A 23,971-nucleotide genomic window follows, 5' to 3' on the forward strand; every position below is an offset into this window, starting at 1 on the left:
TTACTTTGAAGGAGTTTCAGATGACCCATAGACCTAGCGTGGCCTTCGCTCTTTCCAGCATGCTGGCTGTACAGATGGTGAGTGCTGGTGCAGCAACAGCCCAGGGCCCGGTGCAATTGTTTATTCCTGGCCGAATCGTCGTTCAAGGAACGTCTGCCCCTGTGTTGACGATCAAGGTCAAAGGACTGGAGAACTCCAGTCGAATCATTTACGTTGAGCCATGCCAGGTGCGCTTCACTGTCTTTGACCGAACCGGAACTGCACTGCTGATGTACCCGAATGCGAAGACTCTGTGCGCGCAGCGACAGATCGGGTTCAATACGGCGCGCGGCGTCTGGAGTGAACTTCCCCTGCCTCTTGCGGAGATCAGCAAGGCGAACCTCCAGCAGGGTCGATACATCATTCACGTTCACATGCGTGCGACGACGGAGCAAGGAAGCAAGCAGCGAGCGTTGCCCCTCCTGGTTTCGAACACAGCCACTTTGGAAGTCAAGTGACCACGAACGGTTCTGGCAACTTAACCTCGGTAAGGCCAGCGAAGCAGGGCTGCGGATTGACTGCTTCGTGTGAGAGCGGCAGAGATGGTAGTCCGGGTGTGGCGGTGGATGTTCGAGACTCGGGTGTGTAGGGCGAGGAATTCTTGCGTCGGTTTTCGTCGTTTGCAGCCGAGCTGAGCACGTTCCTGCTGCCGAGTCGGTCGATGGGCGTGCATGGTCAGGTTGTTGCAGCGGGCGGTGGAGACAGCCTGAACGTGCTCCACACCGTGGTGCACGAGCCGCAGGGCGTAGCCGATGACGCTCAGGGGAAAACGGTGGCGGGAGGGCTTTCGGTCAGTCACAGCTCACCAGCCTCCCGAGCTTAAGTTGCCACAACCGTTCGTCCTACAGCCTCTAGTGGAAGCTCAGGGCAGCGAGAGGGGAAAGGGACGGATGTTGCGATCTGGAAACGCAGCCAGTGCCTGCTCGGCTACGCTCTACTAAAGCGGAATGGGAGCGCCTATGGATAGCCAAAAAAGAACGGTGAATCGCTCTGGCGACCTGTTCCTCTCTCTTGAGTCTGCGCTGTGAAGGGTTGGTGCTGAGACGAGATGAAGTCCCCCGCCAGGGGTAAGCCCCTTCCCCCTCACCCAAATGTCATCATGGCCCTCAGGCATGACCGCCCCGCCATCCCCCTCTACGGCTTCTCTGGTCATGCTCCTGCTGACGTTGCGGCGTGCCCTGGGGCAGGCGGCCACCCCACAGGAGCGGCGGGGCGCCCTGAATGCCTTCTGTCAGGCGGCCGCTGACCTGGGCTATCAGGTTAGTGTGAGTGAAACGTCTTCCAGCGCCCAGGCCAGCGCCCCCATCCCTGATCTGCCGGGCAAGTGGCTGATGTTAAGTGACCCCACTGCCGCCACCAGTCCAGACACCATTGATGCACTGCTGCGCCTCACCCTCTGGCAGGCACCCGGACCACAACTTTGGCTGGAACAGCTTCAGCTGTACGCCGATGTGGCGGGCCTTCTGGAATCCATCAGCGACCCGGCCGAGCTGCTGGCGCAGGCGGCAGACGCCCTGGTGCAGCAATTTGCCGATTACTGCGTGATCTACCGCGCCGAGAACGGCGCGCCACTGCCGCTCTCGGTGGCGCACCCTGACCCAGAGCAGGCCGCCCGCCTGCACGCCTATTTGCTGCGGCGTCCGCTGGTCAGCACAGCGCCTGGTTCGGTGCGCGCCGTGATTCAGGACCGCTCGGACCACCGCCTGACGGACCTGACCTCAGAGCAGTTGCGTCTGGCGGCCCGCGATGACGAAGAATACGAATTTGTCCGCAGCCTCCACTTCCGCAGTGCCCTGCAGTTTGCGCTGGTCTACGGCGACGAGGTGTACGGTGCGCTCACCCTGGCACGCACAGAGCGCAACTTCACAGCGGCTGACCAGGCCCTGGGGCGCGAGGTGGCTGCCCGGCTGGCGGCGGCGCTGACGCAGGCCGAGCTGCACGCGCGGCTGCGGCGCAGTGAGGCCGAGCACCGCCTGATTTTCGAGAGCCTGAACGACGGCGTGCTGCTGACGACTAGCAGCGGCGAGATCAGCACCCTGAACGCCCGCGCCGCGCAGCTGCTGGGCCTGCCTGAAGACGCCGTTGGGTTCAAGTTGACCGAGGTGCCTGGGACTCTGCAGGGCGCCCACGGGCAGCCCATCCATCCGGCCCTGGTGCTTCAGGTGCTTAGTCAGCAGACGCCGGAGGCCACGCCCCTGTCGGGTCTGGCCCGATTGACCACGCCTGACGGTCAGGTGCGCTGGCTGCAGGTCAGGTTACGTGGCCTGCCCAGAGAGGGCGGCGCGGCACGGACGCTGATGACCCTGACCGACGTAACTGGGACCTATCAGCTTCAGGCCCAGCTGGAGCACCTCTCGCTGCATGACGCGGCCACCGGGCTGCCCAATCGCGCCCATTTTCTGAAACTGGCTGACCAGTGGGCGCAGTCGCCGGGGCGCACCCTCTGCGCGCTGCGGGTGCTCGATATGGCGCCGGTGCTGGCGCTCCACGGCGAGCAGGGGCTGCGGCAGTATCTGTATGCCCTGGCCAGCCGCCTGCTCACGGCCCTCCCGGAAGGCAGCGTGCTGGGCCGGGTCAGCGAGCATGTGCTGGCCTTCGTGACAGAACGGGGTGCGGGCTTGACTGAGTTGCTGGGCCAGCTTACGCAGACGCTGCCGGCTGGCGAGGTGGCGCTGCGCCCCCATCTGGCCGCTGGGCAGCGCCTCTGGAGTGACGACGCGCCAGTGGCCCTGGCCCTGGCCGACGCCGAGGCGGCCGCAGAGCAGGCGCAGCAGGTGGGTGGGCCGGCCGTCATCGTGGACCGGGGTCAGGCTGACCGCTACCAGGCCAGGGTGCGCCTGGGGCGGCGGCTGCGGGACGCTCTGGAGCGCCGCCAGCTGTCCGTGCATTACCAGCCGGTGCTGGACCTGAAGAGCGGCCTGCTGGTGGGCGCCGAGGCCCTGGCGCGCTGGACCGACGAGGAGCGCGGCCCCGTGTCGCCCGCCGAGTTCATTCCGCTGGCCGAGGCGCTGGGCTTAATGCCGTCGTTGACGCGGCTGGTGCTGCTGCGTGCCAATCGCCTGGCCAGCTGGGCCAGCGAGCAGCTGGGGCGGCCGCTGCGGGTGGCCGTCAATATCAGTGCTGGTGAACTGCACGCCCCGGAGTTTACCGTCCGCGCCGAGCGCTTTTTGGCGGCCTATCCCGTTGCCGCCTCCCAGCTGGAAATTGAGGTCACCGAGCAGACGCTGATTCAGGCCCTCCCGCGTGTGGGGGCCATGCTGCGCGCCCTTCAGGCTGGCGGCCTGAGCGTGGCGCTGGACGATTTTGGCACCGGGTTTTCCTCGCTGGCTGTGTTGCAGCAGCTGCCGGTCAATAAGCTCAAGCTGGACCGCAGCTTTGTGCAGGGGCTGGAAGACGACCCCCGGCAGCGTGTGCTGACCCAGGCCGTGATTGACCTGGCCGGGCAGCTGGACATCACCGTGGTGGCTGAAGGAGTGGAAACTGCCGGGCAACTGCAGCTGCTGCGCACCATGCGCTGCGATCAGGTGCAGGGGTTTTATCTGAGTCGGCCGCTGGACACCCAGACGTTTCAGGCGCGGCTGCACACCTGGCCGCAGACCATGCAGGCGCTGCTGGACCAGTCCTGAGGGCAGAGGCACCCTGGCGGCGTGCAGAGGAGGAGCAGGGCTGCGCAGCGAAACACTTCGCTGTTCAGAGACTGCTCCTGGCGTGGCTGCTGAGCTTTGCCCAGTCTCAGCAAGACGGGAGATCGCACTCCTCTTTCCACCCCGGCTTGAGGGCCCCAGCCGCAGCCCGTATGGTGCCTTATGCACAACCAACAGGAGAGCCGCTCCAGCGGCCGCCGTGGACATCTTTAATCCGGCCATCTTTCCCGTGCTGGCGGCCGACGGCCTGACCAACGGCGCGGTGTACGCGCTGCTGGCGCTGGCGCTGGTCCTGGTTTTCGCGGTCACGCGGGTCATCTTCATTCCGCAGGGCGAGTTCGTGGTGTTCGGCACCCTGACGCTGGCCGCCCTGCAACTGGGGCAGGTGCCGGGCACCCTCTGGCTCTTGCTGGTGCTGCTGGGGCTGGCGGCCCTGCTGGAAGCGGCCGGCCAGCTGCGCCGCCGCGAGACCGGGCGCGCTGGCCTGACCCTGCTGGGCGCGGTGGTCCTGGGTGGCCTGGTGTGGGCGGTCACCGGCTGGGCTGCACCCCTCAAATTGCCGCTGTGGGCGCAAGTGATGCTGAGTCTGGCACTGGTGGTGCCCCTGGGGCCGCTGCTTTACCGGGTGGTGTACCAGCCCCTCCAGAATGCCGCCGTGCTGGTGCTGCTGATCGCCTCGGTGGCGCTGCACCTACTGCTGACCGGCCTGGCGCTGCTGTTTTTTGGTCCCGAAGGGTCGCGTACCCCCGCTTTCATAGAGGGGCAGGCGGCGTTGGGGCAGGTCACGCTGTCACGTCAGAGCCTGCTGGTCATTCTGGTGTCGGCCGGCCTGATGCTGGGCCTGAGGGCCTTTTTCGGCACCATGCCGGGCAAGGCGCTGCGGGCCACAGCCGTCAACCGTCTGGGCGCGCGCCTGGTGGGCATCAGTCCGGCGGCGGCGGGCCGCCTGACCTTTACCCTGGCGGCCGCCATAGGTGCGCTGGGCGGCATGCTCATCGGCCCTTCGGTGGCCGTGACCTATGACAGCGGCTTCCTCATCGGGCTGAAAGGGTTTGTGGGCGCCATCATCGGCGGGCTGGTCAGCTACCCGCTGGCGGCGGCGGGCGCAGTTCTAGTGGGCCTGATTGAGAGCTTTGCCAGCTTCAGCCTGTCGGCCTGGAAGGAAGTGATCGTGTTTACGCTCATTCTGCCGGTCCTGCTGTGGCGCTCGCTGACTACTCGCCATCTTCCCGAGGACGAGGAATGACCGCCCGCACCGCTCTGCCTCTGCGAACCCTCCTGACGGCCCTGGCGGTGCTGGTGGCGCTCGTCCTGCCGCTGGTGCTGCCTGAATTTCAGGTCACGCTGCTCGTCAATATCCTGATTGCAGGCACCCTGGTCACTGGGCTGGTGCTGCTGACGGGCGTGGTGGGCCTGACCAGTTTCGGGCACGCGGCCTTTATGGGCGTCGGCGCCTACACCACTGCCCTGCTGACCACCCAGGCCGGCTGGAGTCCCTGGCTCTCTCTGCCCGCCGCCCTGGTGGTGACGGCCCTGACGGCGCTGGTACTGGGTCTGGTGACCCTGAGGATGCAGGGCCACTACCTGCCGCTGGCCACGATTGCCTGGGGCATCAGTCTGTATTTCGTCTTTGGGAATACACCGGCCCTGGGCGGTAACACCGGCCTGACCGACATTCCCGCCCTGAGCGTGCTGGGGACCCGGCTGACCTCGCCGCGCGCCTTTGCCTATCTGGCGCTGCTGTGCCTAGGCCTGAGTGCGCTGGGCGCGCAGTTTTTGCTGTCTAGTCGCACCGGGCGCGCGCTGCGGGCGCTGCGCACCGGCCCGCTGGTGGCCGAGGCGTTTGGCGCGAGTCCTTTTGCCCTGCGGGTGCAGGTGTTCGTGCTGTCGGCGGGGCTGGCGGGGCTGGCCGGCTGGCTGTATGCCCACAACCAGCGTTTTCTGAACCCCACGCCGTTCGGGCTGCAAGCCGGCATCGAATACCTGTTTATGGCGGTGGTGGGCGGCGTGGGGCACGTCTGGGGCGGCGTGCTGGGCGCCGGCCTGATTACGTCCCTGCGCGAGTGGCTGCGCGGCACGTTACCGGCGCTGCTGGGGCAGCAGGGCAGCTTTGAAATCGTGGTGTTTGGGGCCCTGGTGATTCTGACCCTGCAATTCGCGCGCCGGGGCCTGTGGCCGCTGGCGGAACGGCTGTTGTCCCCGGCCGCGCCGGCCCGTCTGCCGTCCCCCACGCCGCTGCCCCGGCGCGCGGTGCCAACCCCCGGCGCCCCGCTGCTGGAAGTTCAGGCAGTCTCCAAGCATTTCGGTGGGTTGCGGGCGGTGCAGGAGGTGAGTTTTCAGCTGCACGCCGGCGAGATTCTGGGTCTGATTGGCCCCAACGGCGCCGGCAAAAGCACCCTCTTTAACGTCATCACAGGGGTGAATCCGGCCAGCAGCGGGCGGGTGCAGTATGCCGGGAATGACATTACGCGGCTGGGTGCAGCCCAGGTTCACCGCCGGGGCCTGGGGCGTACCTTTCAGCATGTCAAACTGCTGCCCGAGCTGAGTCTGCTGGACAACGCCATGATGGGCGGCTACGCGCGTGGGCGCGCCGGCCTCCTGCGCAGTCTGCTGCACCTGGAGCGCCACGAGGAGGCCGCCCTGCGCGCCGAGGCCCAGGCGCAGCTGGACCGGGTGGGGCTGGGGGCCCAGGCCCTGACTCTGGCCGGCAGCCTGCCGCTGGGCCAGCAGCGCATTCTGGAGGTGGCGCGCGCCCTGGTGGCCGACCCCACCTTGCTGCTGCTGGATGAGCCGGCAGCGGGGCTGCGCTACGGCGAGAAGGCGGACCTTGCCGCGCTGCTGCGCCGCCTGCGCGGTGAGGGCCTGACGGTGCTGATCGTGGAGCACGACATGGAACTGGTGATGGGTCTCGTGGACCGCCTGGTGGTCATGGCCGGCGGCGAGAAACTGGCGGAGGGCACCCCAGAGGAGGTCAGGCGCGACCCCCAGGTGCGTGAAGCCTACCTGGGCGCCGACCCCGTGGCCCCCACCGGCGGCGCGGCGTGAGTGCTTCTGAGGTGCTGCTGGACGTACGTGATCTGCGGGCGCGCTACGGCCGGGTCGAGGCGCTGTCGGGGGTCAGCCTGCAGGTGCGGCCAGGCCAGATTGTCAGCGTCATTGGGGCCAACGGGGCGGGCAAGACGACCCTGCTCAATCGCCTGATGGGCGTCCTGCCGGGCAGCGGCCAGGTGACTTACGCGGGCGCGGCCCTGAACGACATGCCGCTGGAGGCGCGGGTGGCGCGCGGCATCAGCCTGGTGCCTGAGCGGCGAGACCTGTTTGCCAGCATGAGCGTGGCCGACAATCTGCAATTGGGCGCCTACACCCGGCGGCGCCAGACCTGGCGGCCTGATCTGGACCGGGTGTATACCCGTTTTCCCCGACTGGCCGAGCGCCGCGCCCAGCTGGCCGGCACCCTGTCGGGCGGCGAACAGCAGATGCTGGCCATTGGCCGCGCCCTGATGGCCCGGCCCCGCCTCCTGCTGCTGGACGAGCCGAGCCTGGGGCTGGCCCCGCTGATTGTGCGCGACATCCTGACCATCGTGACCGAGCTGCGAGCTGAGGGCGTTACCATCCTGCTGGTCGAGCAAAACGCCCGCGCTAGCCTGGCCATCAGTGACCACGGGTACGTGCTGGAAACTGGCCAGGTGACCCTGAGCGGCCCCGCCGCTGACCTGGCCCAGAACCCCGCTCTGACCGCCAGTTATCTGGGTGGGGCGTGATTGGGCTGATGGTGGGCGTGTCGCAGGAGGGCTGCAATAGGGTCAAGGAGACGGCGCTTGTTTCAAAGACCAGCCCAGCCGCCTGTGATGCTGTTCCAGAGGATGAACAGGGAAATGAGGCTGTCGCCCTGTACATATTCTCGGAGGGCCAGGAGCAGGATTACTCCGGCACTGGCCTACAACGTAGGTTCACTGCGGCGGCTTGACAGCGAAACTCAGCATGGTGGAGGAGCATACCCCTCCACTAGCTGAGGCGAACAAAGTGAGTGTCTGTCAGAAACAGCAGCGGAAGTAGAGCTGAAGGGCGTGATTGGCCCCTCAATGGAACTGGCAGCCGCCATCATACCGATCTCCAGTGGCTTTGAGGTCGTCCCCAAACTGCAACAAACGGACTCGCGGAGCAGAGCGAGGCAGCGTCACAGACAGCAGCAGAAGTGGACCTGCGGGCTGTGCGTTCTCCTTAGGACGCAACTGGCAGCCGCTGTCAGCTTCCTCCCCTCACGCCTGAAAAGACCCTCCTGCCGCCCTGCACTCTGCGGGGCGGCAGGAGTTGAATGTTTTCTGTCAGTGGTGGACTTCGTCTGACTTTGGTGGCAGGACCATCACCCACGCCTGGCGGTGCCCGAGCGGGCCGTGGCCCGCGCCCAGTCCCGGCGCGTCCCGCAGCGCCGCCTGAAGGTAGGCGTGCGCCTGAGCTGCCGCGTCCGGCAGAGGCAGTCCCAGTGCCAGCCCGGCCGTGATGGCGGCCGACAGGGTGCAGCCGGTGCCGTGGGTGTGCCGGGTGTGCCGGCGCCGCGTCCGGAAGGTCAGGTGCTGGCCGTCCACATGCAGGGTGTCCACCACGGTCTCGCCCGGCGCGTGCCCGCCCTTGAGCAGCAGGGGCAGGGTCTCGGAGGCACCCGCTTCCCGCAGCGCCGTCCATTCCGGCGCGTTGGGTGTCACCAGGGTCGCCAGAGGCAGCAGATCGCGCAGCAGGGCCTCCAGTGCGCCCGGCGCCAGCAGTGGGTCGCCGCCTTTGGCCAGCATCACCGGGTCCACGATCAGGGGCAAGTCCCGCTCCCTCAGGACACCAGCAACCGCGCTGACGGTGGCGGCGCTGCCCAGTGCGCCTGTCTTGACCGCCGCCACCGGAAAGTCATCCAGCACCGCTTCCAGCTGGGCCACCACCTGCTCGGGCGGCAGCGGCCACGCGCCGCGCACCCCGCAGGTGTTCTGGGCAGTGATCAGGGTCAGCACGCTGGTGCCGTACACCCCGTAGGCCTCGAAGGTCTTCAGGTCAGCCTGAATCCCGGCGCCGCCCCCCGAATCGGACCCGGCGATGGTCAGGGCCACCGGCACCGTCATGCGTAGGCCCCCGCCTGCACCAACGTCAGCACCTGCTGGGCGGTGACCGGGGCCAGCAGGGCGCCGTGCCGCCCGTGGCCTGTGGCCACCACCACGCCCGGCAACGTTGGATGCGGCCCGACCAGGGGTTGCCCGCTGGCAGTGACAGGCCGCAGGCCCACCAGGGGCGCCGCGCGGCCCATCGCGGCGCCCGGCACCAGCTGGCGGGCCACCCCGCGCAGCCAGCGGGCGGCGCGCTCATCTGGGGTGACGCGCCACGAGGCGCGCGAGGTTGCGCCCACGTAAACCCCATCCGGGCGGGTCAGGGCGTAGCGGGCAAACCCGCGTGCGGGCGGGCCGTACACCGCCCCGCAGTTCAGCGCAGAAGCCAGCCGTAGCGCCTGTCCCTGCACCGCGCGCACCCTCACCCCGAAGGCGGCGCTCCAGACTCCGGCGGCCAGCACCACGGTCGGCGCGGTCCAGTCGCCCTGGTCGGTCACGACTCTCACTCCACGTGGCCCTGGCGTCAGCGCCAGCACGCGCGCCGGAAGCACCGGCACGTGGCGGCGGGCCGCGCCGACCACCGACGGCGGGTGCAGGGAGCCTTCGCCAGGGGTGACCTGGGCCGGTCCTTCTGCCTGAAGGCGGCGTACCCCCTCACGGAAAAAGACCGGCTGGCCACTGACCGCTTCGAGGCGCTGCGCCAGGCGGGGCCAGCGTCGCAGACTTTCCTGGGCGCTGGCCCAGAGAGGACTCTGCCGCAGACCCTCACCGTCTGGCGTCAGCAGCCCGGCCGCCGCGCGCCACGCCGCCCCCGGTCGCCCGGCATCCAGCACCAGCACGTCGGCCCCGGCCTGACGCAGCGTAAAGGCGACCAGCGCGCCTATCAGCCCGCCGCCCACCACGATGACCTCAGGCGGCCCTGTTCGCGTGCCGGATGCAGAAGAAGCTGCGGGCATCAGAGCGGCACCTCCGGGTCAGGCAGGCGGGGCACGCCCTGCACCGGACTGCTGGGGCTGGCGTGGGTACGCGGCGCCATGCGTCCGGCCAGAAACGCCGCGCGCCCGGCCTGCACCCCCAGCGCAAAGGCGTGAGCCATGGCCACCGGGTCGCGGGCTTCGGCGATGGCGGTATTGACCAGCACCGCATCGGCCCCCAGTTCCAGCGCCTGTGCGGCGTCGCTGGGCACGCCCAGGCCGGCGTCCACCACCACGGGCACGCCGGCGCCGTCCAACACAGTCATCAGCAGGTCCGGGGTGCGCAGGCCCCGTCCCGTGCCAATCGGACTGGCCAGAGGCATCACCGCCGCGCAGCCCGCCGCTTCCAGGGCGCGCGCCAGGACAGCGTCAGGCTGCACGTAAGGCAGCACCACGAACCCGTCAGCCGCCAGTTCCTCGGCGGCGCGCAGGGTGCCCACCGGGTCCGGCAGCAGCCAGCGGGCATCAGGGATAACCTCCAACTTCACCCAGGGTGTCCCGGTGGCGGCGCGGGCCAGGCGGGCCACCCGCACGGCCTCGGCGGCGGTGCGGCAGCCCGCCGTGTTGGGCAGCAGTTGCAGGTGGTCCCAGTCCAGCGCGTCCAGCAGGCCGTCGTGGCCGGGGGCCCGCAATTCAACCCGCCGGATGGCCACCGTGACAATCTGGGTGCCGCTGGCCTCCAGGGCGCCGCGCATCACCTCAAAGTCTGTGAATTTTCCGGTGCCCAGCATCAGGCGCGAGGTGAAGGTGCGGCCGCCCAGCCTTAAGAGGTCCGGTGGCATCAGCCGCCACCCAGGATACGGACAATCTCGACGACATCCCCTTCGTGCAGGGCGCGGTCTGGAATCCGGGCACCGGGGTAAAAGTCGTCGTTGACGGCCACCGCCACGCGCGCCGGGTCAATGTTCAGGGCCCGCAGCAGCGCGGGCAGGTTCAGGCCAAGGGTCAGGGGATAGGGGTCGCCGTTTACCCGCATGGGGTCACCGCCGGGCGCCGCAGGGCCGCACGCAGGTCAGCCGCCGCCTGGGCGGGGTCGGGGGCGTCCAGCACCGCGCGCACCACCGCCACCCGGCGGGCCCCAGCCGTCAGCACGCCGGGCAGAGTACAGGCGTCAATGCCCCCGATGGCGTACCAGGGCACCTGGGGCCGCAGCGCCGCCACCTGCCGCAGGTACGCCAGGCCGGCCGCCGCGCGCCCTGGCTTGGTGGGTGTGGCGTACACCGGCCCGGCCGCGATGTAAGCGGGCGCCTGGGTCAGGGCGCGCCCGGCCTGCGCGGCCGTGTGGGTGCTCAGGCCGACCAGCAGCCCCGGCGCCAGCCCATGTGCCCAGGCGGGGGGCAAGTCGCCCTGGCCCAGATGCACGCCGTCGGCGCCGCAGGCCACCGCCACATCCACCCGGTCATTGATAAACAGCGGCACGCCGCGTGCCTGCGCCTGGTCGGCCAGCCGGGCGCCTAGGGCCATGTAGGGCCGGGCCTCCCAGTCCTTGCAGCGCAGTTGCAAGACCTCCACCCCGCCGTCCAGCGCGGCGGCCACCCGCGCCAGAAACTCGGCCTCGGGCTGGTCGGGGCGCGGCGTGGCCACCAGATAGAGGCGGCCCAGAGGACCGGTCCAGGGTTCGGGGGGCCGAAGGTTTGAGCCCGTGCCGGCCGCCAATTCTTCCGGTTCCTGCTGCCCCAGTGCCTCTGCGTTCCGGTCTCTCCTCTGTGGTTCAGTCATCGGCGCCCACCTCCACGTACAACTCGCTGCCGCGCGCCCGGAATTCCTGGGCTTTGGCTTCCAGGCCTGCCAGCACCTCCGGGGCGCGCAGGTCGTGACTGAGCTTCATAGAGCAGAACTGTGGCCCGCACATGGAGCAGAAGTGGGCCGTTTTGGCCGCGTCGGCGGGCAACGTTTCGTCGTGCAGTGCGCGGGCTTTTTGCGGGTCCAGGCCCAGGGCAAACTGGTCTTCCCAGCGGAACTCGAAGCGCGCCTTGCTCAGGGCGTTGTCGCGGGCCTGGGCGCCAGGGTGGCCTTTGGCAAGGTCGGCGGCGTGCGCGGCAATGCGGTAGGCGATGACCCCGTCGCGCACGTCCTGGCGGTCTGGCAGCCCCAGATGTTCTTTCGGGGTGACGTAACACAGCATGGCGGTGCCGTACCACGCGATCTGCGCCGCGCCGATGGCCGAGGTGATGTGGTCGTAGCCCGGCGCGATGTCGGTGGTCAGCGGCCCCAGGGTATAGAAGGGGGCCTCGTGGCAGACCTCCAACTGGCGGGTCATGTTCTCCCGAATCAGCTGCATGGGGACGTGGCCCGGCCCCTCAATCATGGTCTGCACACCACGTTTCCAGGCCACCTGTGTCAGCTCGCCCAGCGTGTCCAGTTCGGCAAACTGCGCGGCGTCGTTGGCGTCTTCCACACTGCCGGGGCGCAGGCCGTCGCCCAGACTGAAGGTGATGTCGTAGGCGGCCAGCAGCTCGCACATCTCGGCAAAATGGGTGTACAGGAAGTTTTCCTGATGATGGGCCAGACACCACTTGGCCAGGATGCTGCCCCCGCGCGAGACAATCCCGGTGCGGCGGCGCGCAGTTAGCGGCAGGTGTGCCAGCCGCACGCCTGCATGAACAGTCATGTAATCCACGCCCTGCTCGGCCTGCTCTATTAGGGTGTCGCGGTAAAGGTCCCAGGTCAGTTCCTCGGCTACGCCGCCCACCTTTTCAAGCGCCTGATAGATGGGCACGGTGCCCACTGGTACGGCGCTGCCGCGCAAAATCCACTCGCGGGTGGGGTGGATGTGGCGGCCAGTCGAGAGGTCCATCACCGTGTCGGCGCCCCAGCGGGTGGCCCAGATCATCTTGCCCACCTCTTCCTCTATGGAGCTGGTGACGATGCTGGTGCCCAGGTTGGCGTTCACCTTGACCCGGAAGTTGCGGCCGATGATGGTGGGTTCCAGTTCGGGGTGGTTGATGTTGGCGGGAATCACCGCCCGGCCCCGCGCCACCTCCGAGCGCACGAATTCCGGGGTGATCTCGCGCGGAATCCCGGCTCCAAACGCTTCTCCGGGGTGCTGGTGGGTCAGGTCAAAGCCTTCGTCTTGCCGCAGGCTCTCGCGCAGGGCCACAAATTCCATTTCCGGGGTAATTTCGCCCCGGCGCGCCGCCTGAAGCTGGGTGATGGCTGCGCCTGGCCGCGCCCGCCGGGGGGCCGGCACTGCCGGGAAGGGGAGGGGACCGCTGCGGTCCAGGTCGGGATGAGAGCGGCCAGGTTGTGCTGCCAGACGCGGGTCACGGGCCAGCCAGGGGCGCGCGTGGGTCAGGCCAGTGCGCAGGTCCACTGTGGCAGCGGCGTCAGTGTAGGGCCCGCTGGTGTCGGGCACCAGCAGCGGCGGATTGGGTCGCGTGCGGGTCAGTGCGCCGACCCGTTCCAGGGTAGGTGACTGGTGAATTCGCCGCGCTGGCACGCGCACGTCGGGGTGCAAACGGCCGCGCAGATATACCTTTTCGCTGCTGGGAAAGGGCGTGGTCAGGTCGGGGTCCAGGGCCAGGGGAGGTGGGGTGAGGTCGGGCCGCAGGGTGGTTGTCATTGGGGACTCCGGGGAAGGCGGCAATAAGAAAGTGCCGCCGGGCGCCTGTGGGCGAACGGTTAGGGATGAGGCTGGCATCAAGCCGCCTGCGTTAACCCGCTGACGCGGGTGACATGAAGTGCTTTAGGTCTACAAAACGACAACGCCCCCCTCACGCGTTCGGAGGGGGGCAAAACCACAACTGCGGCCTGGCACCCGTCACGCTCCCTCCGCTGGTGTGAACCAGATCAGGTTCCTAGGGTTAGGCCGCTGTGGCCCTCTCAGCCGTTCTGATGAGAACGGCACCCCTGGTGACTGCGGCGAGTCTACACGGTTTGGCAGGTGGTGGCGTGGGAACCAGCGTGCAGAGAGGGGCTGTCCTCTCGACTGGGTCCACAACGGGTGATGTTACAGCCGGCCTGCAAGCGTCCCTTGATGGCAACGCACATGGGCACTCAGCAGCGTGATTGTTCTGTGGTGGCCGTCCTGTTTGTCCTGCACGCCAGCATAGGCCGCTGAGTCGGCGCCTGGATTCGGGGGCTTGAGTTGCTCTGCCTAACTCCAGCCACAGTGTCGTCCAGGCGTTCTCTGGCGGCACTCGGGCGCGGCGTCTCGTAAGCACCAGAATCGCTGGCCGCTCTATCTCGACACTGGGCTGAGCGGATGGCGGTTCATGTCCTTATACAGCAGGTATTTGGTCCAGTCGCGGCCCAGCGCCCCGTACCACTGCGGGCAGTGGGCGCCCATCCAGATCACGTCACCTGTGACCACCGGGTAGTAGGTGTCCTGCAACTTGTACAGGCCTTCACCAGCCAGCATCAGCAGGCCGTGTTCCATGTAATGAATCTCGGTATAGGGCAGCGTGGCGCCGGGCGCAAAGCTCATGGTGCTGACCATGAAGTCAAAGCGCGGGTCGTCCGGCAGCAGTTTGCGGGCCAGCAGGCGCTCGTCGCCTTCAAAGGGCGTGCCGGGGGTGTCGCGCTCGTTGCCCCACCAGACCCCAGGCCCAGGGGGACTGGCCGCCGCCTCATACGGTTTTTCGTAGACGGCCACGCGGGCCGCCTCCAGGGCTGTCAGGGTGTGAGGCGTACCTGCTGGCACAAACAAGTAGTCAGCTTCGCGCAGGGTCCGGGTTTCGCCGTCCACCGTCGCGTCCACCGTCCCACTCAGGACAAAGGCGAAGCGCTGATGGCCGTGTGCCGACGCCTGTGCGGTCGCCCCGGCCGGCATCTCGGCTGTGAACTGCACGAAGCGCGCCCCCAGGCCTATGACCGGCGCGATGTGCAGCACCACCGCGCTGCCGGGCCACTCGGCCAGGGCGGTGCGCACAAAGGTCTCGGGGGTCAGGACCGCGTGAGAGGGCTGCAAAGCGGAACGGGTGACGCCCAGGTGCTTCATACGGTCTCCACGAGAATCAGTTCAGAGCAGCCGTGACGCCAGAGGGCCACAGCTGTTGGGCGTGAGGCGGATTGCCCCCTAGATGTCTGGGCTCTCCACGCACCAGATAAATGTCGTGTCATACCGACTCCGATTGAATCGTTGGCAAAAACGATGAAATCCGACCACGGGGAGGAAGGAGCAAAGCGGGTTCCGGGCGTGGAGTTGGCCAATCGGTTCTCTCCCGATTTGTGAACGAAACAGACGGAATCCGTGTCATACGTCTCCAGTGGGGGTGAGCAGGCGCCCGCGCACCTCACCATCAAAGTGCGCGCCGCCTGCCGTCCAGCGGTACACCGGCTGCCCACGCAGATAGGTGGCGTGAACGCGCCCCCGGAAGGGCTCTCCCCGGTACGGGTTGGCCTGGTGGCGGTCGTGCAGTTCGGTCAGTGCAAATGCCTCGTCCAGCTGCACCAGGGCAAAGTCGGCGTCGGCGCCCACGGTTAGCGCGCCCTTGCCCCGCAGGCCAAAACGCCGCGCCGGATTCAGGGCCGTCACCGCCGCAATCAGTTCCAGCGGCACGCCACGCGCCCAGTGACCGTTCAGGAGCACATTCAGCGTGGACTGCGCGCCGCTAATGCCGCCCCACAGCGCAAAAAAATCATCCCCGGTCTTCAGCTCGGGTGGGGCGGGCGAGTGGTCTGAGCCCACCGTGTCTAGCTGCCCGGCTTTGAGCGCCGTCCACAGCGCTTCGCGGGTGGCCGCGTCACGCAGGGGCGGGGCACACTTGAGCAGCGGCCCCGCGCGCTCGGCGTCCTCGGCTGTGAAGTGCAGGTAGTGGGGACAGGTCTCGGCGGTCACGTCCACGCCGCGCGCGCGCGCCTCGGCGGCCAGCACCACGGCCCGCGCGGTCGACAGATGAACGAGGTGCAGCGCCGCTCCCGTGTCCTCGGCGTACAGCAGCGCGCGCGACACGGCCTCGGCCTCCGTGATGGGGGGGCGAGAGGCGAGGTAGTCGCGCACCCCCTGCCCGCCAGCCTGCCGCGCGGCCTGGGTCAGCGAACGGGTAAAGGCGTCGCTCTCGGCGTGGGTGGCCACCACGCGGCCCAGCCGCCGCGCGGCCTGCATGCCGGCGTACAGGGTGGCGTCGTCGGCCGCCGGGAACTCGTCCAGGCCGCTGTGACTCATAAACGCCTTGAACCCGACCACGCCGCAGGCCGCCAGCTCATCCAGGTCGTCCAGATTCAGCGGGGTCAGGCCGCCCCACAGCCCAAAATCCAGACGCGAGTGGGCCTGTCCTGCCGCCCGCTTGGCCTCAAAGGCGGCGCGGTTCAGAACAGGCGGACTGGAATTAAGGGGCATGTCCAGCAGACTGGTCGCGCCGCCAGCGGCCAGCGCCCTGGTGCCTGTGTCGAAGCCCTCCCAGTGGGTGCGGCCCGGCTCGTTCAGATGAACGTGGGCGTCCACCACGCCAGGAAAGATGTGGAGCCCCGCCGCATCGATCTCCTGATGGGCGGGGGCGTAAATCTCCAGCGCCAGGGTGACAATCTGGCCGCCCTCCACGCCCAGGTCGGCGCGCAGCGGGCCAGCGGGCGTGACCAGCGTGCCGCCGCGCAGCAGCAGGTCCAGCGTCATGGCTGGCCCCCAGTGTGGGCGGCCAGCCCCTGCACAAAGCGCACGCCCACCCGCAGGGCGGCTTCTATGTCCTCTGGCATCACGGTTTCGTCGGGGTGGTGGCTCAGGGCGTTCGGTGAGCGCAGAAACAGCATGGCGGCCGGCATTCGTCCTGCCAGGATCATGGCGTCGTGGCCCGCGCCGCTGGGCAGATCAGGAACGCTCAGCCCTTCCTCGGCCGCCGCGCGGCGCAGCCGGGTCTGAAGCCCCCCGTCCATGGGCACCGCCGGCTGGGTCATCTTCTCGGTGACGGTCAGACTCACGCCGCGTTCCCTGGCCAAGCGGTGGGCGTCGGTCAGCAGGGCCGCCAGGGCTGCTTGGCGCACCTCGTCGCGTTCGTGGCGGATGTCGAGGGTGGCCTGCGCCGTCCCCGGAATCACGTTGATGGCTCCAGGCTGGGCGCTCAGCATCCCCACCGTGGCCACCAATCCCGGCGTGGTGCGCGCCCGGTCCTCGGCGGCGACCACAAACCGCGCGGCGGCGGCCAGCGCGTCGCGGCGGTGCGGCATGGGGGTGGTGCCGGCATGGGCCGCCTGCCCGGTCCACTCCAGCAGCAGGCGACTCTGCCCCGCAATGGCCGTGACAATGCCCAGGCTGGCCCCGGCTGCCTGCAGCACCGGCCCCTGCTCGATATGGAATTCTAGAAACCCCAGACTCTGGCCCGTGACGGCGGCCTCAGGCAACTCGGTGGGGTCCAGGCCGTAGATGCTCAGGGCTTCGGCCACGCTGATCCCCTGGGCGTCCGCGAGGGGCAGCAACTCGTCCAGGGTGCCCACCAGCGCCCGGCTGCCAATGAACGGCACGCCGTAGCGCACCCCTTCTTCCTCGCTGAAGGCCAGCAGTTCGAGTGCAAAGGGCAGCGGCGCGTCCCGCAGCGCCTCGGCGACAGCGAAGGCCAGCGTCACGCCCAGCACGCCGTCGTAAGCCCCTGCGTTGGGCACTGTGTCCACATGCGAGCCCAGGTAGAGGGTGGGGGCGTCAGGGCCTGGCCCCTCACGCCGGGCGCGCAGGTTGCCAGCGGCGTCGCCGCGCACATTCAGGCCCAAGGCCTGCGCCCAGGCGGTCAGGTACGCGGTCACGTCGCGGCTTGGGGGGCACAGGAAGGTGCGCGTAATCTCACCCGGCGTCTCGGTAAAGCGCGCCAGGTCGGCGCAGGCCAGGAGGGCGCGGCGGGCCAGGGCAGTCAGGTCAGCGGTCAAGGGCTTCCTCCGGTGGGTGGGGCGTCAATCCCAGGCGCTGCGCCTCCTGCGGAAAGTACGCGGGCGCGGTGGGGGAGAGAACGAGGTGGTCCAGCAGCCGGGCTTCTGGCGCGGTGTCTGGGCAGAGGCGGCGGCGTAGGGCCAGATAGGTCTCGGGCCTGAGGCGAGAGCCGTCTGCTAGCGGCGCCTGGGCCCCCACCCACTGCCACAGCAGGGCGCGGGCCAGTTCGGCGGTGGCGGTGTCTTCCAGGCGCCCGTGCCGGAGCACCACCCCGCGCCCCTCAAACCAGGCCCGGAACACGTCCAGCGCCAGGCCAGCGGTGTCCTGCACCTCGCTCAGCGGCAGGGGGCCAGGGTCGGGGAGAGCCAACAGGCGCTCAGGGGTCACCGACACGGCAGAAGCCGGGTCGGCGGGCTGAGCCAGTCCCTCACGCACGGCGCTCAGAAGTTCGGGCAGGCCCGCCCAGGCGGCCACGAACCCCTGTCGGGCTTCACGTGCTTTGTCCGCGCGTACCGAGCTCAGGGCCGGTGCCGGGTCGGCTGGGTCAGGCGCCAGCGCAGCGGTGCCGCCCACCGCCTGCGCCCCGCGCCGCCGACAGACCTCGGCCAACCCCTGCGCATAAGCCTCCAGGGCGTCGGCGTCCATGCCCAGCCGGGCGCGCGCGGGCAAAGGGCCCGCGCGGCCTGCCCCGACATGCTTGACCAGGCTGAACACATAGTCCCAGCGCCCCGCGTTTAGCCCATAGGCCCAGGTGCGCAGGGTGTGCAGCAGGGCGTCGGCATTCAGCAGCCCTGGCCAGGTTTCAATTTGCAGGCAGACCCGCAGGGTGCCGGACTTCAGGGCCAGGTGCGTTTCGCAGAGGCGCAGGGCGTCGGCCCAGACTTCGGCCTGGGCGACTGTTTCCAGCTTCGGCAGGTACAGGTGTGGCGCCCGGCCGGGCCGTGCGGTCAGCAGAGCGGCCAGGTCACACAGCGCTGCCCGCGCTGGCTGGCCGTTCCAGGTGAGCGCCGGTTCGCAGGCGTACAGGGGGCGGGGCCGCGCCAGCAGCGGCACGGGAGCCGCCAGTGCTGCTGGCAGGGCGCCATACGCCGCCGCCACGTTCGCGCGGGTAGGCGAGAAGGTGTCGTCGAAGTCCAGCACCACGGCGTCGGCTCCGGCCACTAGGGCCGCGTGCAGCGCGCCGAGGTCACTGGCCTCCACGATGAGTTCGGCGCGGCCAGGGCGCAGGTCGGGTGGTACGGGGGCCGCGCGGTAGTCGGGCGGGGCGGGTGCCAGGGCTTCTCCTTCGTCCAGCCCCGCCCAGCGGCCCGCCAGTTCAGCGTGCAGCCGCGCGGCCAGCGTTCGCGCCGCCCCCGGCAGCAGGCCGCTCAGGGCCGCCTCCTTCTGTTCATGCGCCGCAGCATACAGCGGCCTTCTGCCGCACTGTGGGGCGACAGCAAATCCTTCAACTGAATATGTGGCCGCCCAGCTCCGCCTACCCCGCGCCGCCCAGCTGCGCCGAGATGCGCCCGGCCGCCGCCTGCGCCGCTGCCAGAAAGCGCGGCACCTCGCCCGGCGTCAGGCGCGAGGTCGGGGCCGAGACACTCAGGGCCGCCGTCACCTGGGTCCCAGCGCTGCGTACCGGCACCGCCACGCAGCGCACGCCCAGTTCACGTTCTTGGTCGTCCAGGGCGTAGCCGTCGGCTCGCACCGCCGTCAGGGCCGCCAGCACCGCGTCCGGGCTGGTGAGTGTATGGGGTGTAAAAGCGGTCAGCTGGGTCTCGGCCAGGGCCAGGCGCGCTTCCTCGTCGGGGCGGCTGGCTAGGAGCACCTTCCCGACTCCGGACGCATGGAGCGGCGCCCCCGCGCCGGGCTGTGTGAACATCCGGACCAGTTGCGGTCCCTCCACTTGGTGCACGTAAGCGGCCGTCCAGCCGCCCCCCCCGGAAGGGCGCAGCACCGCTAGATTGGCGCTCTCGCCCAGCTCGGCCACCAGGGCGCGCATCTCGGGGTCGGCGGCGGCAATCAGGGCCTGCGCGGCGTCAAAGGCTGCCCCCACCTGAAAGGCCCGCAGGCCAATGCGGAACAGTCCCGAAGCCTCATCCCAGTCCACAAAGCCCTGCTGCCGTAAGGTTTCAAGGAGGCGGTACGCCGTGCTGACCGACAGGCCAGCGGCGCGCGCCACTGCGCTGAGGGGTGCCTGGCGCAGGCCAGCCAGCGCCCACAACACGCCCAGGCCCCGTTCCAGGGTACGGACGCTGCCCGGCGCCTCGGCGCCGCGTGTCCGCCCACTGCGGGGGCGCGCGGCCCCGTCGCCTGCCCCGCTCAGGCCAGCGCCTCGTAGCCGGGCAGGGTCAGAAAGTCCATCAGCGGCGACTGGGTGGCCGTGGTGCGGAACAGCCGCGCGGCGTCCTCAAAGGCGGCGCCCAGCTTCGCCACCTCGTCGTCGTACAGGGCGTCAAACAGCTCGGGCGTCAGGGGGCGGCCGTCGTCCAGCGTTACGCCGTGGTGGCGCCACTGCCACAGCTGCGCCCGCGAAATCTCGGCGGTGGCGGCGTCTTCCATCAGGTTGTGCAGCGGCACCGCCCCCGCTCCGCGCAGCCACGCGGCCAGGTACTGCACGCCCACATTCACGTTCAGACGCACACCTGCCTCGGTGACGGTGCCGTCCGGCGGTGTCAGGAGGTCGGCGGCCGTGACCGTCAGCTCCTGCTGCTTGCCGCTGTCAATCTGGTTGGGCGCCGGCATCAGGCGGTCAAAGACCTCGGTGGCCAGTTCCACCATGCCGGGGTGGGCCACCCAGGTGCCGTCGTGGCCGTTCAGGGCCTCGCGCTCCTTGTCCACGCGCACCTGCTCGAAGGCCGCGCGGTTTTTCTCCTCGTCGCCCTTGACCGGAATAAAGGCGCTCATCCCGCCAATAGCCGGGGCGCCGCGTTTGTGGCAGGTCTGAATGGCCAGCTTGGAGTAGGCCGTCATCATCGGCACTGCCATCGTGACCTTGGCGCGGTCGGGCAGCAGGCGGCCCCCATGCGCGCGCAGCTTCTTGATGTAGCTAAAGATGTAATCCCAGCGCCCACAGTTCAGGCCGGCCGAATGCTCGCGCAGCTCATACAGGATCTCGTCCATCTCGAAGGCCGCCAGAATGGTCTCAATCAGGACAGTGGCCTTGATGGTGCCGCGCGGTAGCCCCAGCGCCTCCTGCGCGTACAGGAACACGTCGTTCCACAGCCGCGCCTCGTGGTGAGATTCCAGCTTGGGCAGGTAGAAGTACGGTCCACTGCCGCGCGCCAGCAGTTCCCGCGCGTTGTGCCAGAAATACAGCCCGAAATCGAAGAAGGCCCCGTATACGGTCTCTTCGTCCACCTGCACATGCCTTTCCGGTAGATGCCAGCCGCGCGGGCGCACGAGCAGAACGGCCGTGCGGTCCTTCAGGCGGTAGCTTTTGCCGCCGGTGTCCAGGCTGATGGTGCGCCGCACGGCGTCGCGCAGGTTGACCTGCCCGCTAACCACGTTGTCCCAGGTGGGACTGCTGGCGTCCTCGAAATCGGCCATGAACATGCGCGCGCCGCTGTTCAGCGCATTGATAATCATCTTGCGGTCCACTGGCCCCGTGATTTCCACGCGGCGGTCATGCAGGTCAGCAGGCAGCGGCGCAATGCGCCAGTCGCCTGCCCGGATGGATGCCGTCTCGGGCAGAAAGTCAGGCAGTTCGCCGGCATCCAGTCGTGCCTGCCGCGCCTCGCGCTCGGCCATCAGGGCACGCCGCCGTCCCTCAAAGCGGCGGTGCAACTCGGCCACAAAAGCCAGCGCTTCAGGGGTCAACAGGTCACGCTGGGCGTCCGTCACAGGGGCGGTCATGGTCAGGCCGGGCGGCAGGGTCTGGGTCATCGGGCACTCCTGAAGGGCTGGAAGAAGGACTAGAATTTTCAACTGACGAACTTGATTTCTATTGTACGGAAAACTCAGGATGAGGAAATCCTGCCCCGTTCCTGTCTGGGGAACAGGTGGCAAGTCTTACTTGCAGGGCCGGAATCGGCAGCAGTAATGGCCCACAGAATTAAATGAGCAAAAAAGGAAAATCTAGTGAGCTAAATTTAAGTGATGAAATTTCATCTTCTCGCTTCCTGTTGTGTGGCTGCGGCATTCCTTGTGGGCTGCGATTCCACTACAACTCCGCAGCCTCCATCTGAGCCGACCTTGCCCACTCCTCCGTTGCCAGCGCCTCCCCTCACGGGCGACCTAATAGAAGGCCGTGTCAGCGGCGCTGCTTACCCATTGGCATCTGCCTATCTGTCCAATGCGGATAGACCCAGCAAGACGAATACGGGTAAGCTCACCAACCAGACCCAGCTGGAGATGAAGTTAGCCCTTGCGCCAGAAACTGCGGCTTTGTTTTCCCTAGTTCCACCTTCAGGAAACGCATGTGCTTTTACAGGCTCTGCGTCTGCCGTCCCCGATATCGCGTTTTATAGCCGTCTGGACGTAATGTCCCCCCATGGGGAGGGCTTGGGAAGCATCCAACAGAAGGTTCTCAAAGGCGGTACTTTGAAAGGCAGTTTGGTGGCCCGCGTCTATAGCACGGGGCCAGTAGAGGTCAAGGGCACCATTGCCTGCACGAACTCGCCTTTTGTCCTGAACTATGACTTGACACTGCAGCGCGGCTGGAACGCCGTGGAGTATACAAAGGTAGGAGACACCAATACTCTGGTCAAGCTGGACCCACAGGCTGCCACCGAACTCATCGCGTTGCCCGAGCCAGGATATCTGGGGATGATGCTCTCGCCAGAGCACATTCAGCTATCGCCAGACGGAACCGCAACGGTCCTGGCGACCATTCGGCAGCATGGTGGATATCACGGACCAGTCAGCCTCAGGACCAGTCGGGCCGATTTGACGGTGACACCAGCCACGCTGACTTTGCCGGCCCTGACCTCACTGCGCGCGCCAGCTGGCGTGCCTATTGCCACCGCTATGGGCCTTCAGCCGCAGCAAGTGGTGACCCGTCTGACATTCAAATACATGGGACCAGGTGCACAGAACCTCCCCTTTTTCCTGAATGCCACCGACGTTCGTGGTGAGTTTATCGGCGGCGGGCGAGGGACACTTACCTCCGTTCAGCCCGCTGTCAATCTGTCCCTGGAGCAGACGCATCTGGCGCATATGGGCGTTTACGTTTGTCAGGGCGAAACCCTGAATTTGAAGGTACAAGTTACGGGTCTGAACGGCTTTACTGGCGAGACGACAGTAGGGCTCACAGGTCTGCCTGCAGGGGTAACTGCGCCGGCTGTGCCTGTCACAGTCGTAGCCGGCCGAGCCGCCACAGCCAGTCTTGATCTCACTGTTGAATCTGGTGCAGCGCTGGTCGCCAGTCGGATACAGCTCATCTCGCCCGATCTAGCGGCGACTGACACGGACCTGCAACTGCCGTTCAGCACGTGTCCAGCCCGCACGCCCATCAGGGTGATTTCTACGTCTGGAATGACCCCCGCACTTGTGGTCGGCGGCGATGGCGTATGGATTCATGTTGGACATTCAGCTCAGCCCAACCCTCTGACCAATGTGCACGATCAGATTTACAAGTGGCACACGCCTGCAGGCGAAGGCATCACGGTGCTTGGCCCAGATATGTATAGGGCTATTCCGATGCCCGGTGGTGATGTCATTTTTGGCGGAGGCAATGCCGATGGTACGCGGTATCGGCTCACGTTAGCCGGTCAATACACGACGCTTCGGCCGCCCTATAGCTTCGCTGGGACTGGGGCAGCCGACGATAAGGGGCGCATTTGGTACGCTGCCCGGAGCGGCGAGCTGCGCCGCTGGGATCCTATATCTGGTCAGGACATAGTTATGGACACGAACCAGACGTACAACCGGGAATATGATTGGTTTTATGCCAGCCCAGACCACAAAACCATCTTGTATAAGAGAAGTAGTGCGTCAGCCAGCGGGGTGTATTTTTATACCATTCACACGGACACGGGGACGATTACCCCGAGGCCCCTCAGTGGACACCAGATACTGAGTGAGAAAGCTGCTATCAGCGACACAGGTACCATCTGGTTTGAAGGCTTTGGGGGCGGTGTTGCTCGTGTAGACCAAGACGCCACGGTGACTACCTATGAAAATCAGAGGTTCCTGGCTCTGAACCAGTCTGAGACAAATGGCGCCTGGATGTCTGACGGGAAGACAGTGACCTTGAGGGATGAGGCTGGACAGGTTGTGCAGTCCATACCTGTAGGCAGCGTATTTGACGCCGCCCCGCTCAAGAGCGGTGGGGTGGCTCTTCTGACTGCTGACCATATGGAAAAGCGGCAGTATTACATTTCGTTCCTAAGATGAGTATGCCAACTGCGCACCTGTCCTAAGGTGGGCTTTGGCTGTCACACTCACAGATCAGAACGCGACTGATTGGCTCATTCCATCCCAGAACCCGACTTTCTCTTATCCGTTCCACTC

19 protein-coding genes, 1 pseudogene and 1 riboswitch are annotated in these 23,971 nt (G+C 67.5%); of the genes and pseudogenes, 7 read left to right on the plus strand and 13 right to left on the minus strand.

What is annotated here, in order from left to right; translation table 11 throughout:
* The first annotated feature begins 20 nt into the window (after positions 1-20).
* The gene (locus GO986_RS06605) at positions 21-497 is read left to right on the plus strand and encodes a hypothetical protein (protein ID WP_157458488.1); all 477 of its coding nucleotides are present in this window, start codon (positions 21-23) and stop codon (positions 495-497) included.
* A gap of 20 nt (positions 498-517) precedes the next feature.
* Here the strand turns inward: GO986_RS06605 and GO986_RS06610 are convergent.
* Positions 518-757: pseudogene (locus tag GO986_RS06610) on the minus strand (IS6 family transposase); the annotation flags it as partial.
* A gap of 394 nt (positions 758-1,151) precedes the next feature.
* Here GO986_RS06610 and GO986_RS06615 point away from each other — a divergent pair.
* From GO986_RS06615 to GO986_RS06630, 4 genes are all read left to right on the plus strand, one after another.
* Positions 1,152-3,665, plus strand: coding sequence for a putative bifunctional diguanylate cyclase/phosphodiesterase (locus GO986_RS06615; RefSeq protein WP_198170452.1), 2,514 nt, complete (start codon positions 1,152-1,154; stop codon positions 3,663-3,665).
* Positions 3,666-3,882: 217 nt separating this feature from the next.
* Positions 3,883-4,929, plus strand: a complete 1,047-nt coding sequence (locus tag GO986_RS06620) for a branched-chain amino acid ABC transporter permease (protein WP_369409204.1) — start codon at positions 3,883-3,885, stop codon at positions 4,927-4,929.
* The gene (locus GO986_RS06625; protein WP_157458490.1) at positions 4,926-6,728 is read left to right on the plus strand and encodes a branched-chain amino acid ABC transporter ATP-binding protein/permease; all 1,803 of its coding nucleotides are present in this window, start codon (positions 4,926-4,928) and stop codon (positions 6,726-6,728) included. Before GO986_RS06620 ends, GO986_RS06625 begins: the two co-directional genes overlap by 4 nt.
* Entirely contained in the window at positions 6,725-7,444 is a 720-nt protein-coding gene (locus GO986_RS06630) for an ABC transporter ATP-binding protein (RefSeq protein ID WP_369409205.1), read from the plus strand. The genes GO986_RS06625 and GO986_RS06630 overlap by 4 nt, the downstream gene beginning before the upstream one ends.
* Before the next feature lie 564 nt (positions 7,445-8,008).
* Here the strand turns inward: GO986_RS06630 and GO986_RS06635 are convergent.
* The 10 genes from GO986_RS06635 to GO986_RS06680 form a co-directional block, all read right to left on the minus strand.
* Positions 8,009-8,788 (minus strand): hydroxymethylpyrimidine/phosphomethylpyrimidine kinase family protein, encoded by a 780-nt coding sequence (locus GO986_RS06635; protein WP_157458491.1) that lies wholly within the window; start codon positions 8,786-8,788, stop codon positions 8,009-8,011.
* Entirely contained in the window at positions 8,785-9,726 is a 942-nt protein-coding gene (locus GO986_RS06640; RefSeq protein WP_157458492.1) for an NAD(P)/FAD-dependent oxidoreductase, read from the minus strand. The genes GO986_RS06635 and GO986_RS06640 overlap by 4 nt, the downstream gene beginning before the upstream one ends.
* Entirely contained in the window at positions 9,726-10,526 is an 801-nt protein-coding gene (locus GO986_RS06645) for a thiazole synthase (RefSeq protein WP_157458493.1), read from the minus strand. Before GO986_RS06645 ends, GO986_RS06640 begins: the two co-directional genes overlap by 1 nt.
* Positions 10,526-10,720, minus strand: a complete 195-nt coding sequence (gene thiS, locus GO986_RS06650; RefSeq protein WP_157458494.1) for a sulfur carrier protein ThiS — start codon at positions 10,718-10,720, stop codon at positions 10,526-10,528. The genes GO986_RS06645 and thiS overlap by 1 nt, the downstream gene beginning before the upstream one ends.
* Entirely contained in the window at positions 10,711-11,463 is a 753-nt protein-coding gene (thiE, locus tag GO986_RS06655; protein WP_157458495.1) for a thiamine phosphate synthase, read from the minus strand. Before thiE ends, thiS begins: the two co-directional genes overlap by 10 nt.
* Positions 11,456-13,306: a phosphomethylpyrimidine synthase ThiC gene (gene thiC, locus GO986_RS06660; protein ID WP_157458496.1), complete on the minus strand. Its 1,851-nt coding sequence runs from the start codon at positions 13,304-13,306 to the stop codon at positions 11,456-11,458. Before thiC ends, thiE begins: the two co-directional genes overlap by 8 nt.
* A 186-nt stretch (positions 13,307-13,492) precedes the next feature.
* Positions 13,493-13,605, minus strand: a riboswitch (TPP riboswitch).
* A 319-nt stretch (positions 13,606-13,924) separates the two neighbouring features.
* On the minus strand, positions 13,925-14,683 hold the full coding sequence (gene allE / locus GO986_RS06665) for a (S)-ureidoglycine aminohydrolase (RefSeq protein WP_157458497.1): 759 nt from the start codon (positions 14,681-14,683) through the stop codon (positions 13,925-13,927).
* A gap of 255 nt (positions 14,684-14,938) precedes the next feature.
* Positions 14,939-16,297 carry an allantoinase gene (locus tag GO986_RS06670; protein WP_157458498.1) on the minus strand — a complete coding sequence of 453 codons (1,359 nt, stop codon included), beginning with the start codon at positions 16,295-16,297 and terminating at the stop codon, positions 14,939-14,941.
* Complete coding sequence (locus tag GO986_RS06675) at positions 16,294-17,535, minus strand: allantoate amidohydrolase (protein WP_157458499.1); 1,242 nt, start codon at positions 17,533-17,535, stop codon at positions 16,294-16,296. Before GO986_RS06675 ends, GO986_RS06670 begins: the two co-directional genes overlap by 4 nt.
* Entirely contained in the window at positions 17,525-18,736 is a 1,212-nt protein-coding gene (locus GO986_RS06680; RefSeq protein WP_369409206.1) for an aldolase/citrate lyase/malate synthase family protein, read from the minus strand. The genes GO986_RS06675 and GO986_RS06680 overlap by 11 nt, the downstream gene beginning before the upstream one ends.
* Here GO986_RS06680 and GO986_RS23380 point away from each other — a divergent pair.
* Positions 18,707-18,988, plus strand: coding sequence for a hypothetical protein (locus tag GO986_RS23380; RefSeq protein ID WP_369409207.1), 282 nt, complete (start codon positions 18,707-18,709; stop codon positions 18,986-18,988). The two genes, GO986_RS06680 and GO986_RS23380, sit on opposite strands and share 30 nt — an antisense overlap.
* Positions 18,989-19,010: 22 nt before the next feature.
* On the opposite strand, the gene GO986_RS06685 is transcribed toward GO986_RS23380, so the two are convergent.
* Positions 19,011-19,844, minus strand: coding sequence for an IclR family transcriptional regulator (locus tag GO986_RS06685; protein ID WP_157458501.1), 834 nt, complete (start codon positions 19,842-19,844; stop codon positions 19,011-19,013).
* The gene (aceB, locus tag GO986_RS06690) at positions 19,841-21,403 is read right to left on the minus strand and encodes a malate synthase A (protein ID WP_157458502.1); all 1,563 of its coding nucleotides are present in this window, start codon (positions 21,401-21,403) and stop codon (positions 19,841-19,843) included. The genes GO986_RS06685 and aceB overlap by 4 nt, the downstream gene beginning before the upstream one ends.
* A gap of 618 nt (positions 21,404-22,021) precedes the next feature.
* On the opposite strand from aceB, the gene GO986_RS06695 reads away from it, so the two are divergent.
* The gene (locus tag GO986_RS06695) at positions 22,022-23,854 is read left to right on the plus strand and encodes a hypothetical protein (RefSeq protein ID WP_157458503.1); all 1,833 of its coding nucleotides are present in this window, start codon (positions 22,022-22,024) and stop codon (positions 23,852-23,854) included.
* Positions 23,855-23,971: the final 117 nt, after the last annotated feature.

The sequence above is a fragment of the Deinococcus arboris genome (assembly GCF_009755355.1).
GTDB classification, from domain to species: domain Bacteria; phylum Deinococcota; class Deinococci; order Deinococcales; family Deinococcaceae; genus Deinococcus; species Deinococcus betulae.